Source organism: Streptomyces sp. NRRL S-244 (assembly GCF_000717915.1).
Classification (GTDB): Bacteria; Actinomycetota; Actinomycetes; order Streptomycetales; family Streptomycetaceae; genus Streptomyces.
In genome coordinates, this window is the sequence record NZ_JOCX01000037.1 from 33,374 (window position 1) to 46,783 (window position 13,410).

At 70.0% G+C, this 13,410-nt stretch carries 15 protein-coding genes; 9 read left to right on the forward strand and 6 right to left on the reverse strand.

What is annotated here, in order from left to right; genetic code table 11:
* Positions 1-54: 54 nt before the first annotated feature.
* Positions 55-2,580: an FHA domain-containing protein gene (locus IF02_RS0129525; RefSeq protein WP_078622411.1), complete on the forward strand. Its 2,526-nt coding sequence runs from the start codon at positions 55-57 to the stop codon at positions 2,578-2,580.
* Positions 2,581-2,685: 105 nt separating this feature from the next.
* Here the strand turns inward: IF02_RS0129525 and IF02_RS0129530 are convergent, their stop codons facing one another.
* The gene (locus tag IF02_RS0129530) at positions 2,686-3,378 is read right to left on the reverse strand and encodes a transglycosylase SLT domain-containing protein (protein ID WP_030162311.1); all 693 of its coding nucleotides are present in this window, start codon (positions 3,376-3,378) and stop codon (positions 2,686-2,688) included.
* 487 nt (positions 3,379-3,865) lie between these two features.
* Here IF02_RS0129530 and IF02_RS0129535 point away from each other — a divergent pair, with 487 nt between their 5' ends.
* The 3 genes from IF02_RS0129535 (at position 3,866) to IF02_RS0129545 (ending at position 6,027) form a co-directional block, all read left to right on the forward strand.
* Positions 3,866-4,996 carry a GAF domain-containing sensor histidine kinase gene (locus IF02_RS0129535; protein ID WP_106977381.1) on the forward strand — a complete coding sequence of 377 codons (1,131 nt, stop codon included), beginning with the start codon at positions 3,866-3,868 and terminating at the stop codon, positions 4,994-4,996.
* Entirely contained in the window at positions 4,989-5,630 is a 642-nt protein-coding gene (locus tag IF02_RS0129540) for a response regulator (RefSeq protein ID WP_030162315.1), read from the forward strand. Before IF02_RS0129535 ends, IF02_RS0129540 begins: the two co-directional genes overlap by 8 nt.
* Before the next feature lie 151 nt (positions 5,631-5,781).
* Complete coding sequence (locus IF02_RS0129545; protein WP_030162317.1) at positions 5,782-6,027, forward strand: chaplin; 246 nt, start codon at positions 5,782-5,784, stop codon at positions 6,025-6,027.
* A gap of 103 nt (positions 6,028-6,130) precedes the next feature.
* On the opposite strand, the gene IF02_RS0129550 is transcribed toward IF02_RS0129545, so the two are convergent.
* Positions 6,131-6,913 (reverse strand): hypothetical protein, encoded by a 783-nt coding sequence (locus tag IF02_RS0129550; RefSeq protein ID WP_030162319.1) that lies wholly within the window; start codon positions 6,911-6,913, stop codon positions 6,131-6,133.
* A gap of 145 nt (positions 6,914-7,058) precedes the next feature.
* Between IF02_RS0129550 and IF02_RS0129555 the strand changes: the two genes are divergently transcribed.
* The 4 genes from IF02_RS0129555 to IF02_RS0129570 all read left to right on the forward strand — a co-directional run bounded on the left by IF02_RS0129555 (position 7,059) and on the right by IF02_RS0129570 (position 10,162).
* On the forward strand, positions 7,059-7,859 hold the full coding sequence (locus IF02_RS0129555; protein WP_030162321.1) for an ABC transporter ATP-binding protein: 801 nt from the start codon (positions 7,059-7,061) through the stop codon (positions 7,857-7,859).
* Positions 7,860-7,937: 78 nt separating this feature from the next.
* Positions 7,938-8,366 carry an NfeD family protein gene (locus IF02_RS0129560; RefSeq protein WP_030162323.1) on the forward strand — a complete coding sequence of 143 codons (429 nt, stop codon included), beginning with the start codon at positions 7,938-7,940 and terminating at the stop codon, positions 8,364-8,366.
* A gap of 101 nt (positions 8,367-8,467) precedes the next feature.
* Complete coding sequence (locus IF02_RS0129565; RefSeq protein ID WP_030162326.1) at positions 8,468-9,286, forward strand: SPFH domain-containing protein; 819 nt, start codon at positions 8,468-8,470, stop codon at positions 9,284-9,286.
* Between the two features lie 105 nt (positions 9,287-9,391).
* Positions 9,392-10,162: a sulfite exporter TauE/SafE family protein gene (locus IF02_RS0129570; RefSeq protein WP_030162328.1), complete on the forward strand. Its 771-nt coding sequence runs from the start codon at positions 9,392-9,394 to the stop codon at positions 10,160-10,162.
* A gap of 69 nt (positions 10,163-10,231) precedes the next feature.
* Here IF02_RS0129570 and IF02_RS0129575 read toward each other — a convergent pair whose 3' ends face one another.
* From IF02_RS0129575 to IF02_RS0129585, 3 genes are all read right to left on the reverse strand, one after another.
* The gene (locus IF02_RS0129575; protein ID WP_030162330.1) at positions 10,232-10,735 is read right to left on the reverse strand and encodes an HNH endonuclease; all 504 of its coding nucleotides are present in this window, start codon (positions 10,733-10,735) and stop codon (positions 10,232-10,234) included.
* A 149-nt stretch (positions 10,736-10,884) separates the two neighbouring features.
* Positions 10,885-11,418: a YbhB/YbcL family Raf kinase inhibitor-like protein gene (locus IF02_RS0129580; RefSeq protein ID WP_030162332.1), complete on the reverse strand. Its 534-nt coding sequence runs from the start codon at positions 11,416-11,418 to the stop codon at positions 10,885-10,887.
* A gap of 45 nt (positions 11,419-11,463) precedes the next feature.
* Positions 11,464-12,246 carry a sporulation protein gene (locus tag IF02_RS0129585; protein ID WP_030162334.1) on the reverse strand — a complete coding sequence of 261 codons (783 nt, stop codon included), beginning with the start codon at positions 12,244-12,246 and terminating at the stop codon, positions 11,464-11,466.
* A 111-nt stretch (positions 12,247-12,357) separates the two neighbouring features.
* Here IF02_RS0129585 and IF02_RS0129590 point away from each other — a divergent pair, with 111 nt between their 5' ends.
* Positions 12,358-12,999 carry a DNA-3-methyladenine glycosylase gene (locus IF02_RS0129590; protein WP_030162335.1) on the forward strand — a complete coding sequence of 214 codons (642 nt, stop codon included), beginning with the start codon at positions 12,358-12,360 and terminating at the stop codon, positions 12,997-12,999.
* Positions 13,000-13,219: 220 nt separating this feature from the next.
* Here the strand turns inward: IF02_RS0129590 and IF02_RS35765 are convergent.
* On the reverse strand, positions 13,220-13,410 hold a 191-nt coding region (locus IF02_RS35765; RefSeq protein WP_234318366.1), incomplete at its 5' end, for a hypothetical protein.

Consider the following 13,410-nt stretch of genomic DNA (forward strand, 5'->3'; position numbering starts at 1 on the left):
ACGTCGGACTCCCTGGCGTCAGGGGGATTCTCGGGGGACTTAAGTGGGGCTGGAGTGCCGGAACTCGTACTGGAATTGAATGGAAGGACCTGGACGCTCGATCCGTCCAGGTCGTACTCGTTGGGGCGCGACCCCCAGGGAGACGTGGTCATCGACGACGCCCGGGTGTCGTGGCGGCATGCCACCATCGCCTGGAACGGCCGGGGTTGGGGCATTGAGGACCACGGCAGCACCAACGGCACCTACGTGCACGGCGCGAGGGTCCAGCAGACGGAGCTCGTGCCCGGTACGCCGGTGCACCTGGGCAACGCCACCGACGGCCCGCGGCTGAATCTGAGCGCCGCGGCCGCCGCCGCGCCGCAGCAGGCCGTACCGCAGCAGGCCGCTCCGGCCTACCAGGCCCCGGCGCCCGCCTACCAGGCCCCGGCCCAGCAGGCGGCCCCGGCGTACCAGGCCCCGGCCCAGGCACAGGCCCACCAGCCGCCGCAGCAGGCCTGGCAGCAGCAGCCTCACCAGCAGGCGCAGCAGCCGCACATCCCGCAGCAGCAGGGCGCGGCCCCCGCCTACGGCGGTGACCGCAGCCCGACCACGTTCCACCAGATCGCCGTCGGCCGCGTCATGCGCATCGGCCGCGCCCTGGAGAACGAGCTGGTCGTATCGGACCTCCAGGTCTCGCGCCTCCACGCGGAGTTCCGCTCCGCGGGCGGCCGCTTCGAGATCCACGACCTCGGCAGCCACAACGGCACCTACGTCAACGGCCAGCCGCTGCCCAAGTCCGGCACCGCGCTGCTCGGCCCGAACGACATCGTCGGCGTCGGCCACTCGACGTTCCGGATCGTCGGCGACCGGCTCGAGGAGTTCGTCGACACCGGTGACGTCTCCTTCTCGGCCCGCCACCTCACGGTCACGGTCGACGGCGGCAAGCAGATCCTCAAGGACGTCACCTTCGGCGTCCCGGAGAAGTCGCTCATCGGCGTCATCGGCCCCTCCGGCTCCGGAAAGTCGACGCTGCTCAAGGCACTGACCGGCTACCGGCCCGCCAACGAGGGCGACGTCCTCTACGACAACCGCAACCTGTACAAGCAGTTCGCGGAGCTCCGCCAGCGCATCGGCCTGGTCCCGCAGGACGACATCCTGCACAAGGAGCTGAAGGTCAGCACGGCCCTCAAGTACGCGGCCAAGCTCCGCTTCCCCGGCGACACCGCCGAGGCCGAGCGCGCCGCCCGCATCGACGAGGTCCTGCGCGAGCTCAAGCTCGACATCCACAAGGACAAGAAGATCACCTCGCTCTCCGGTGGTCAGCGCAAGCGCGTGTCCGTGGCCCTGGAGCTCCTCACCAAGCCCTCGCTGATCTTCCTCGACGAGCCCACCTCCGGCCTCGACCCGGGCATGGACCGCGACGTCATGCAGCTGCTGCGCGGCCTCGCCGACGACGGCCGCACCGTCCTCGTCGTCACGCACTCCGTGGCCGAGCTGTCGCTGTGCGACAAGCTGCTGGTCATGGCCCCGGGCGGTTCGGTCGCGTACTTCGGTCCGCCGGACGAGGCGCTGAACTTCTTCGGCTACAGCACGTGGGCGGACGTCTTCTCGGCGTTCGAGAACTACCGCGACTACGACTGGGCCGGCCGCTGGAAGGGCTCGCAGCACTACCAGCTGTACGCCGCCGACCTCGACGCGGTCGCGCCCCAGCAGGTCGCCATGCCGCCGATGCAGCAGATGATGCCGCCGAAGGCGCAGGGCTGGGGCGACCAGCTGTGGACCCTGATCCGCCGCTACGTCTCGGTGATCGCGTCCGACCGGGGCTTCCTGGCCCTGATGCTGATCCTGCCCGCGGTCCTGGGCGTGGTCTCCACGGTCATCCCCGCGACCTTCGGCCTCGCGCCGCCGAAGCCGCCGTCCCGGTTCAACGGCGACGCCGGCACGATCATGCTGATCCTCTGCGTGGGCATGTGCTTCTCGGGCGCCGCGAACTCGGTCCGTGAGCTGATCAAGGAACGGGTCATCTACGAGCGCGAGCGCGCCACCGGCCTGTCCCGGTCGGCGTACCTCATGTCGAAGGTGATCGTCCTCGGCTTCATCACGGCCATCCAGGGCGTGGTCATCTGCGCCATCGGCTTCGTCCCGCGCGACCTGCCCACCGAGGGCCTGATCATGCCGCCGGCCGTCGAGCTCTGCCTGTCGGTCACCGCGCTCGGCTTCACGTCGATGATGTTCGGCCTGGTGATCTCCTCGCTGGTGAAGACCGCCGAGAAGACCATGCCGCTGCTGGTCATGTTCGCGATCGTCCAGGTCGTCTTCACCGGCATCCTCTTCCAGGTGTACGACTCGCCGGGCCTGGAGCAGTTCGCCTGGCTGATGCCGTCGCGCTGGGCGGTCGCCGCCGCGGGCACCACGCTCGACCTCGGCAAGCTCATGCCGCCGTGGGACCAGCAGAACCCGACCAACACCGACCCGCTGTGGGAGCACTCCATCGCCCAGTGGGGCGTGAACATCACGATCCTGCTGCTCATCGGTGTGGCCTGCGGCTTCGCGGTGCAGAAGCTGCTGCGCCGCCACGAGCCCGAGGTCATGCGCAACTAGCGGCCGGCCGCTGCTCGACCCGCTCCCCGCACGAACGCCTCAGGGCGGCACCCGGATACCGGGTGCCGCCCTGAGGCGCGTGGGGGGTTGCTACGCCAGCGGCCCTTAGTAGGCGCTGTTGACGTTGTCGATCGAGCCGTAACGGTCGGCGGCGTAGTTGGCCGCGGCGACTATGTTGGCGACGGGGTGGTACTGGTCCAGCGGGGTGCCCGGGACGTGGTAGGCGAGGAAGGTCGGCTTGATGACCTGGAGCAGGCCCTTCGAGGGGATGCCGTTCTGGGCGTTGATGTCCCAGTTGTTGATCGCCCGCGGGTTGCCGCTCGACTCGCGCATGATGTTCTTGTACAGGCCGTTGTACGTGCCCGGAATCTTGTGCGCCTTCATGATCGCCAGCGACTCCTTGATCCAGCCGTCAAGGTTGTTCGCGTAGACCGGCTTGCGGACGGTGGAACGGCTGGCAGCCGCCTTCGCCTCGCGGTCCTTCTTCGCCTTGGCCTCGGCGTCGGCCTTCGCCTTGGCGGCGTCGGCCTTGGCCTTGATCGCGGCCTCGACCTTCGCGGCGTCCGTGGCCAGCTTGGTCTGGGCGCTGAGGTGCTGCACGGTCTTGGCCTGGACACCCTCGACAGCCTGGGTCCACGCCACGGGGGCGGCAGTCACGGTCGTGTCGGCGTCGGCGGAGCCGGCGGGGACGACGGTGGCGGCCAGGGCGGCGGCGCCGATGGTGGCGAACGCGGCGAAGGACATCTTGTGCGCCTTCGTCAGACGACGACTGTGGCCGGGGGTGCTGGTCTTGGACATGCGTAGCAACCTCTTCGAATCGGGGAGCCGCAGGAAAGCGCCGCTCGGATCCGGGATCCGCGGCGCTGTGCGACGGGAGCAATTCTTAGCGGCGGCAAAATCGCCTGGCAAAGGTGTGACGTACGATCCCGCTTAGTGGATCAGGGGGCGCCGACGCGCCGGGAATTCGGGGCCGGACGCTAGGCGTGGCAGCGCTGACACGGTCCTTATGTGTCCACTAGGCGCCTTCGTAAGTGACCTGGGTCCTATGCGCGGGCTCACATCGGCCACGTAACGGTCTCACCATGAGTTGCGACAGCAATGCAATCTGTAGCGGAATTCTCCACCTTGAGGACCACAAGCCCGCCGCCGCCCTCATTCCCAGGGCAGAGACGGAGCCCGCGACCCCCTCCCCGAGGAGGAGGACACCCCGCCCGCAGCCCTAGGGCCCGAGCCCGATCCCGCAGGTCAGAGCCGCGAGTACGGTGAGCCCATGACTGGTAGTCCCGTGATCGGCGGCCCCCGCGGCGGCCTCGCCGCCGTGAGCACCGCGCTCCTCGCCATGAGCCGCCGGCTGGAGGTCCGCGACGTCCTGCGCACGATCGTCGTCTCCGCCCGCCAGCTGCTCGACGCCGAGTACGCGGCCCTGGGCGTCCCGGACGACCACGGCGGCTTCGCCCAGTTCGTCGTGGACGGCATCAGCGAGGAGCAGTGGCGCCGGATCGGCCCGCTGCCCCGCCAGCACGGCATCCTCGCCGCGATGCTCCACCAGGACGGCCCCGAGCGGCTGGCCGACGTACGCGAGGACCCCCGCTTCGAGGGCTGGCCCCCCGCCCACCCCGAGATGTCCGACTTCCTCGGCCAGCCCGTCCGCGACGGCGAGGAGACCCTCGGCGCCCTCTTCCTCGCGAACAAGAAGAGCCCCGGCGGCTTCACCGAGGAGGACGAGGAGCTCCTCGCCCTCCTCGCCCAGCACGCGGCGATCGCCCTCACCAACGCCCGGCTCTACGAGCGCAGCCGCGAGCTCACCATCGCCGAGGAGCGCTCCCGCCTCGCCCACGAGCTGCACGACGCCGTCGCCCAGAAGCTCTTCTCGCTCCGCCTGACCGCCCAGGCGGCCGCCGCCCTCGTCGACCGCGACCCGGCCCGCGCCAAGGGCGAGCTCCAGCAGGTCGCCGCCCTCGCCGCGGAGGCCGCCGACGAGCTGCGCTCCGCCGTGACCGAGCTGCGCCCGGCCGGCCTCGACGAGGACGGCCTGGTCGCCACCCTCCGCGACCAGGTCCACGTACTCGACCGCGCCCACACCGCGCACGTCACCTTCACCTGTGACGGCGTACGGGCCCTCCCGGCGACCCAGGAGGAGGCGCTGCTCCGGGTCGCCCAGGAGGCCCTCCACAACGCCCTGCGGCACTCGGGCGGCGACCGCGTCGAGGTCACCCTCGCCCGCCGGGCCGCGGGAGCCGTGCTGACCGTCACGGACAACGGAAGCGGCTTCGCCCCTTCCGCGATCCGCGCGGCCGGACGCCACCTCGGCCTGGTCTCCATGCGGGACCGGGCGAGCGGCGTCGGCGGCCACCTCACCGTGCACTCGGAGCCCGGTACGGGCACCACGATCGAGATGGAGGTCCCCGGTGGCTGACACGCCCATCCGCGTTCTCCTGGTAGACGACCACCAGGTGGTCCGCCGCGGCCTGCGCACGTTCCTGGAGGTCCAGGACGACATCGAGGTGGTCGGGGAGGCCGCCGACGGCGAGGAGGGCGTGGCCCGCGCCGAGGAGCTGCGGCCCGACGTGATCCTCATGGACGTCAAGATGCCGGGCACCGACGGCATCGAGGCCCTGCGCCGGCTGCGCGCGCTCGCGAACCCGGCACGGGTGCTGATCGTCACCAGCTTCACCGAGCAGCGGACGGTGGTCCCGGCCCTCCGGGGCGGCGCCGCCGGATACGTCTACAAGGACATCGACCCCGACGCCCTGGCCGGAGCCATCCGCTCCGTCCACGCCGGGCACGTGCTGCTCCAGCCGGAGGTGGCCGAGGCCCTGCTCTCGCAGGAGGGACCGCCATCGTCGAGTCGGGGCGGCTCCCTGACCGAGCGGGAACAGGAGGTGCTGTCGCTGATCGCGGACGGCCGGTCCAACCGGGAGATCGCCCGCGCGCTGGTCCTGTCGGAGAAGACGGTCAAGACGCACGTCTCGAACATCCTGATGAAGCTGGACCTCGCGGACCGCACCCAGGCCGCGCTGTGGGCGGTCAGGCACGGAATCACGGACTGAACCCGGCCGGAACGGACGGTCCGGCTCCGATCCGAGAATTCATACGGTCGGGTGGATGTCCCTCACATGGCGTATCCCGTTCGTCCGATGAACGTTCTTCATGACGTGCCGCGGCGGCTGGCCGCGGCAGACGTACTGGAGGACGAAGAACGTGAAGAACATCAAGAAGGCCACTGCCGTCACCGTGATCGCGGGCGGCCTCCTTGCCGTGGGCGCCGGTGTCTCCTCGGCGCACGGCGGTGCGTCGGCCGAGGGCCAGGCCGTGGCCTCGCCCGGCGTCGCCTCCGGAAACCAGGTCCAGGCCCCCGTCCACGTCCCGGTGAACGTGGTCGGCAACACGGTCACCGTGATCGGCCTGCTGAACGGCGTCTGGGGCAACACGGGCGTCAACGCCTGACCCGCCCCCACGCACCGGCCCCGCTTCCCCCACCTCTCCCCGGGAAGCGGGGCCGCGGCGCGTCCAGGACGCCGCGGGCCCGGCATGATCCGAAAGATTCGGCCTAGCCCCGCTCGCGCTCCTCGACCGCCGAGTTGTACGCCGCGACCAGCGCGCGCCGCGCCACCCGCTCCACCGGCCGCAACGCCTCCGCCCGCGCCGCCATCTCCGAGGCGGCCACCGCGCCGCCCGGCCCGTGCTCGTACGCCAGCGACACCAGCAGGTCCACCCGCTGCGCCAGCGCCAGCACCCGTACCGCCCGCGGCGGGTACCCCGGCGCCAGCACCTCCCGCCCGGCTTCCGCCCGCGCCCGGTACGCCGACAGCGCGGCCTCCGCCACCGGCCCCGACCCCGCCACGTCCAGCCGGGTCAGCACCACCGTCGCCTCGCGCAGCGCCTCCGCCAGCTCCCGCTCCGCCTCACCGAGCGACGGCACGTCCGCCGGCGGGGCCTCCCGTACGGGCAGGCAGTGCCACGTCACCGAGACGTGTACGTCCCCCTGCGGCCCCGCCTCGGCCACCTCCGGCACCAGACCCACCGCCGCGCCCACCGCGACCACCGCCTCCTCCGCCTCCAGCGCCCGCGCGTTGAACTCGGCCGGCCCGCTCAGCCCCAGCGGATGCCCCGGCGCCGGCAGCGCCACCCGCAGCCCGGTCACCCCCAGCGCCCGCATCCGCCCGAGCGCCAGCGTCAGACCCACCGGACCCGATTCGCCCGGCAGCCCCTCCACCCGGTGCACGGCGTCCTCGCCGACGATCGACAACACGGCCTCGTCGGGCGAGACCAAACCGGCCAGCAGTGCGTTCCCCCAGGCGGCCAACCGCCCTGAACGTGGTTCGAAAAGCATTCCCCCACTTTACGGATCACCCCGGATCGGCCCCCGCGGCCAACCTGGCGCCCGGACCCCTCGCCGAGTGGCGTAGGTTTTCCCCTGGGGCTGCGCCTACCGGTGCACAGACGAAACCGAGACTGCAAGGGGAGACAACACGCTCATGAGCGATGTTCTGGAGCTGGTGGACGTATCCGTGGTCCGCGAGGGCCGGGCTCTGGTGGACCAGGTCTCCTGGTCGGTGAAGGAGGGGGAGCGCTGGGTGATCCTCGGCCCCAACGGCGCCGGCAAGACCACGCTGCTGAACCTCGCCTCCAGCTACCTCTTCCCCACCAAGGGCGCCGCCACCATCCTCGGCAGCACCCTCGGCAAGCCCGGCAGCGACGTCTTCGAGCTGCGCCCGCGCATCGGCGTCGCCGGAATCGCCCTGGCCGACAAGCTCCCCAAGCGCCAGACCGTCCTGCAGACCGTCCTCACCGCCGCGTACGGCATGACGGCGACCTGGCAGGAGGAGTACGAGGAGATCGACGAGCAGCGCGCCCGCGCCTTCCTCGACCGCCTCGGCATGACGGAGTACCTCGACCGGAAGTTCGGCACCCTCTCCGAGGGCGAGCGCAAGCGCACCCTGATCGCCCGCGCCCTGATGACCGACCCCGAGCTGCTCCTCCTCGACGAGCCCGCCGCCGGCCTCGACCTCGGCGGCCGCGAGGACCTCGTACGCCGCCTCGGCCGCCTCGCCCGCGACCCGCTCGCGCCGTCCATGGCGATGGTCACGCACCACGTCGAGGAGATCGCCCCCGGCTTCACCCACGTCCTGATGATCCGGCAGGGCAAGGTCGTCACCGCGGGCCCGATCGACCTCGAACTGACCTCGCGCAACCTCTCGCTGTGCTTCGGCCTCCCCCTCGTCGTCGAGCGCAACGACAGCGACCGCTGGACCGCCCAGGGCCTCCCGCTGCGCTAGCAGGGGCGCGCGCGTACTGCCCGTCCGCGCACCGTCGCACCCTGTCCCGACCGCGCCCGCCCGACCTACCATGACCATGTGAACATCGACGCGTGGCTGTGGTGGCTCATCGGCGCGGTCGGACTGGGCATTCCGCTCGTCCTGACGGCAATGCCCGAGTTCGGCATGTTCGCCGTCGGCGCGGTCGCCGCCGCCGTCACGGCGGCGTTCGGCGGGGGAGTGGTCGCCCAGGTCCTGGTCTTCGTGATCGTCGCGGTGGCACTCATCGCCGTCGTCCGCTCGATCGCCAACCACCACCGCGAGCAGCGGCCCCAACACCGCACCGGAATCGACGCGTTGAAGGGCAGAAGCGCGCTCGTCCTCGAACGCGTCGACGGCAGCGGAGGCCGGATCAAACTCGCCGGCGAAGTCTGGTCCGCCCGCACCCTCGACGCGGACAGCAGCTTCGAACCGGGCCAGCAGGTCGACGTCGTGGAGATCGACGGAGCCACCGCGATCGTCATGTGAGCTTGTCGAGCTTGAGCCAAGGAGCCGACCCGCGGCCCCGGGGTCTGCGAGACTCCGATCAACGGGGCAGCACGGACAGCCGGAAGGGCACGGGGAACCGCATGTCATCGATCATCATCGTCCTGATCATTCTGGTGGTTCTGGTCTTCATCGCACTGGTCAAGACGATCCAGGTGATCCCGCAGGCCAGCGCCGCCATCGTCGAACGCTTCGGCCGCTACACGCGCACCCTCAACGCGGGCCTCAACATCGTCGTCCCGTTCATCGACTCGATCCGCAACCGCATCGACCTGCGCGAACAAGTCGTGCCGTTCCCGCCGCAGCCGGTCATCACCCAGGACAACCTGGTCGTCAACATCGACACGGTCATCTACTACCAGGTGACCGACGCGCGGGCCGCGACGTACGAGGTCGCCAGCTACATCCAGGCCATCGAGCAGCTCACCGTCACCACCCTGCGCAACATCATCGGCGGCATGGACCTGGAGCGGACCCTGACCTCCCGCGAGGAGATCATCCGGCAGTCCGAGATCCTGCGCGCCGAGGGTGAGAAGCAGTCCTCCATCCTGCGCGCCGAAGGTGAGGCCAAGGCCGCCGCACTGAAGGCCGAGGGCGAGGCGCAGGCCATCCGTACGGTCTTCGAGTCCATCCACGCCGGAGACGCCGACCAGAAGCTCCTCGCCTACCAGTACCTCCAGATGCTCCCGAAGATCGCCGAAGGCGACGCCAACAAGCTCTGGATCGTGCCCAGCGAGATCGGAGACGCCCTCAAGGGCCTCTCGGGAGCCATGGGCAACTTCGGCCCCATGGGCGGAGGTTCGGGCTTCAACCCGCAGAACTCCGGCAAGGACGGCGGCAATGGCACCGGCGCGGCCGACAAGGCCGCCGCCGAGCGCCGCGAACAGCCCCCCATCGACTGACCGGCCCCTCCGCTCCTGCATGATCAGTGAGGCCCCTCGACCTTCATGGCGGGGAGGCGACTCACTCATGCAAAGGGGATGGCTCAGTCCATGTCTCTGCTCTCGATGTCCCCCTGGGAATCACTCGCGGTGTTCGCGGCCGGCATCGGCGCCGGCACGATCAACACCATCGTCGGCTCCGGCACCCTCATCACGTTCCCGGTGCTGCTCGCCACCGGACTCCCGCCGGTCACCGCCAACGTGTCCAACACCCTCGGCCTGGTGCCCGGTTCCATCAGCGGAGCCATCGGCTACCGCAAGGAGCTCCAGGGCCAGCGCGGCCGCATCCTCCGGCTCGGCGCCGTCTGCCTCGTCGGGGGACTCGCGGGCGCCGTCCTGCTCCTCACCCTGCCGTCGGACTCCTTCGACACGATCGTGCCCGTCCTCATCGGACTCGCCCTCGTGCTCGTCGTCCTCCAGCCCCGCCTCGCCGCGGCCCTGCGCAAGCGCCAGGAAGCCGCCGGCACCGAACCCGGACACCCCGACGGCGGCCCCGCCCTGCTCACCGGAATGCTGCTCGCCAGCGCGTACGGGGGCTACTTCGGAGCCGCCCAGGGCGTGCTCTACGTCGGCTTGATGGGCCTGTCGTTCCACGAGGACCTCCAGCGCATCAACGCCGTCAAGAACGTCCTCGCCGCCCTCGTCAACGGCATCGCGGCCGTCTTCTTCCTCTTCGTCGCCGAGTTCGACTGGACGGCCGTGGTCCTGATCGCCGTCGGCTCCACCCTCGGCGGCCAGATCGGCGCCAAGGTCGGCCGCCGCCTCTCCCCGACCGTGCTCCGCGGGGTCATCGTCGTGGTCGGCGTGCTCGCAATCGTCCAGCTGCTGCTGCGCTGAGCGACGTACGGGAAATACGTCGCCCAGCGCACCCGAGGTCATCCGGCCGTACCGGCCGCGTCGGCCGTACTAGGCGGAACGCTCCAGCCACTCGGGCAGCGCCTCACGGCCCCCCACCCCCAGGGCCAGCAGCATGGCGTCCGCCGGAGACGGCACGAACGGCTTCCGGAGGAGCGGCATCCCCGCCTCCTCCGGAGTCCGGGCCGCCTTGCGGTGATTGTCCTCGGCGCAGGAGGCCACCGTGTTCAGCCACGTGTCCCCACCGCCCTGGGCCCGCGGCAGCACGTGGTCCACGGTCGTCGCGCGCTTGCCGCAGTACGCGCACCGGTGCTGGTCCCGGACCAGCACCCCCCTCCGCGACCAGGGAGCATGTCTTCGGAACGGCACCCGTACGTACCGGCACAGCCTGATCACCCGCGGCAGCGGAAGATCCAGGGAGGCGCCGCGCACACGCAGTTCCGGATGCGACTGCTCGACCACGGCCTTGTCCTGGAGCACCAGGACCACAGCCCGGTTCAGCGTCACCGTCGACAGCGGCTCGAAGCTCGCATTCAGCACCAGCGTGTCCCGCATCTCGCCCACCTCCCGTGTGCAGGCCCGCGACCACACCGGCGGCAGGGCCCGCAACCACTCTGGCCGCGCGCGCCACGCGGGACAACGCAATAAAAATGCCCGGTCCTGGTCGTCTTTAGACCAGGACCGGGCAAACGCACGGCGAACGATCAGCCCGCGGGGCTCTCGTACTCACCGATCAGCTGCGCCCGTCCCAACGAGTGGAACCGCAGGTTGAATCCGACGACCGCCGGCGAGACGTCCGCACCGGGGCCCAGCTTCTCCTGGTCCACCGCGTACACGGTGAACACGTACCGGTGCCGCTCCCCGGCCGGCGGAGCCGCCCCGCCGAAGTCCTTCGTGCCGTAGTCGTTCCGTACGTGCACGGCCCCAGCGGGCAGCCCCTCGAACTTCCCGCTGCCCGCCCCGGCCGGCAGCTCGGTGACCGAAGCGGGCAGATCGAAGAGCACCCAGTGCCAGAACCCGCTGCCCGTCGGGGCATCCGGGTCGAAGCACGTCACGGCGAAGCTCTTCGTCCCCTCCGGGAAACCCTCCCACCGCAGGTGCGGAGAGACGTTCCCGCCCTTCAGCACCTGGGCGTCGCCCAGCTCCCCACCGGGCTCGAGATCGGCGCTCTCCACCGAGAACGCGTGCACCTGAGGGTGGAAATCGTGCGGAAGGGGCGCCCTCTTCTGTTCGGCCACTGCTGAACCTCCTGATCGCGAACCAGTACCGGTAACGGGCCGAGCCTAGAACCAGTTGCGCTGCGAACCGACGGACGCGATCCACTGGTTGAGGTACGCCGCCCAATCGGTCCCCTGGTACGACTGCAGCCCCACCTGGAAGCAGCGGTACGTGTCACTGCCCTCGGAGAACAGCCCCGACTTCTTGTCCATCTCCAGCACGACGTCCATCTCGCGGCCGTCCGAGACGAAGGTCAGCTCGACCTGGTTCAGCCCGCGGTACTGCGCCGGGGGCACGAACTCGATCTCCTGGTAGAACGGCAGCGTCTGGCGGGTCCCGCGGATGTGCCCGCGCTCCATGTCCGCGCTGCGGAAGCTGAAGCCGAGCTGACGGAAGGCGTCCAGGATCGCCTGCTGCGCCGGCACCGGGTGCACGTTGATCGGGTCGAGGTCGCCGGCGTCCACGGCGCGCGCGATCTCCAGCTCGGTGCTGACCCCGATGTTCATCCCGTGCAGGTGCTGGCCCCCGAAGTGGGTGATCGGCGTCTCCCACGGGATCTCCAGCCCGAACGGCACCACGTGCAGGGCGCCCGCCTGTACCTGGAAGGCACCGCCGAGGCGCTGCTTGGTGAAGACGATGTCCTGCTTGTACTCCTGGTCGTTGCCCTCCACCTCGACCCGCGCCTGGAGACCGACGGACAGGCCCTCGATCTGCTGCTCCACGGAACCGCCCTGGATGCGGACCTCGCCCTGGACGATCCCGCCCGGCACGACGTTCGGCTCGGTGATGATCGTGTCCACCGAAGCACCGCCGGCACCCAGCGCCGCGAACAGCTTCTTGAACCCCATGCTCTGACTCCCCTTGAAGGCTCGTGCGACTACCGCTTACGAGTACACCCTGACAAACGCGGAACCTTAGGCCCCGGTTGCAGATCTGCGCGTTGGACTACGCTCGACCGGATGAGCGCGCGCCCCGACCGTACGCCCCTGGCCCGGTCCTTCTTCGACCGGCCGGTCCTCACCGTGGCCCCGGACCTCCTCGGCCGGACCCTGGTCCGCCGTACACCCGAAGGCCCCGTGGAACTGCGCATCACGGAGGTGGAGGCGTACGAGGGGGAGGCCGACCCGGGCTCCCACGCCTACCGGGGGCGCACCCAGCGCAACGCATCGATGTTCGGTCCGCCCGGACACGCGTACGTCTACTTCATCTACGGCATGTGGTTCAGCCTGAACCTGGTGTGCGGTCCGCCCGGCCACGCGAGCGGGGTGCTGCTGCGCGCGGGCGAGGTAACCGTGGGCGCCGACCTGGCCCGCAAACGTCGACTTTCCGCCAGAGGTGACCGGGAACTGGCCAAAGGCCCGGCCCGCCTGGCCACCGCCCTGGCGGTCGACCGTTCCCTGGACGGCACAGACCTCTGCGCCGGCCCCGATTCCCCCTTGGCACTCCTGACGGGTACCGCCACCTCACCCGACCTGGTGAGCAACGGCCCGCGCACGGGAGTCGGCGGTGCCGGCGCGGATCATCCGTACCGCTACTGGATCACGCACGACCCGACGGTGAGCCCGTATCGCGCCCATGCGCCACGCCGCCGTTCAACTTGACTCCGCCTTGGCAGAGGCCTAACGTAGCCCGAGCCGCTTGAACGGGGCACTGCCATCAGCAGACCCCCGGGGCGGCCAACCCACTACCTACGACGTTCCCCTGGCGGGGTCGATTTTGGCATGCCCGAATTCGAATCCGGCGGCTCGATTATGAGTCGCAAGGGATAAGCGCTAAAGTGGTGGAACGCCGAAAGGCAAAGACCCCCAACGGTCACCGAATTCAAATCCAAGTCGGAAACGACGAAGAAATGATCTGGTAGAGTTGGAAACGAAGAACGAAGCCCGGAGGAAAGCCCCAGTAAATATTACTGCGGGTGAGTACAAAGGAAGCGTCCGTTCCTTGAGAACTCAACAGCGTGCCAAAAATCAACGCCAGAAGTTGATACCCCGTCCACTTCGGTGGATGAGGTT

Excerpts from the sequence above, each read along its gene's own strand:
- IF02_RS0129575 (WP_030162330.1), bottom strand. The coding sequence starts at position 10,735 with ATGCGGGACACGCTGGTGCTGAATGCGAGCTTCGAGCCGCTGTCGACG.
- IF02_RS0129530 (WP_030162311.1), bottom strand. The coding sequence starts at position 3,378 with ATGTCCAAGACCAGCACCCCCGGCCACAGTCGTCGTCTGACGAAGGCG.
- IF02_RS0129570 (WP_030162328.1), top strand. The coding sequence starts at position 9,392 with ATGTCCCCCTGGGAATCACTCGCGGTGTTCGCGGCCGGCATCGGCGCC.
- IF02_RS0129565 (WP_030162326.1), top strand. The coding sequence starts at position 8,468 with ATGTCATCGATCATCATCGTCCTGATCATTCTGGTGGTTCTGGTCTTC.
- IF02_RS0129555 (WP_030162321.1), top strand. The coding sequence starts at position 7,059 with ATGAGCGATGTTCTGGAGCTGGTGGACGTATCCGTGGTCCGCGAGGGC.
- IF02_RS0129585 (WP_030162334.1), bottom strand. The coding sequence starts at position 12,246 with ATGGGGTTCAAGAAGCTGTTCGCGGCGCTGGGTGCCGGCGGTGCTTCG.
- IF02_RS0129550 (WP_030162319.1), bottom strand. The coding sequence starts at position 6,913 with ATGCTTTTCGAACCACGTTCAGGGCGGTTGGCCGCCTGGGGGAACGCA.
- IF02_RS0129590 (WP_030162335.1), top strand. The coding sequence starts at position 12,358 with ATGAGCGCGCGCCCCGACCGTACGCCCCTGGCCCGGTCCTTCTTCGAC.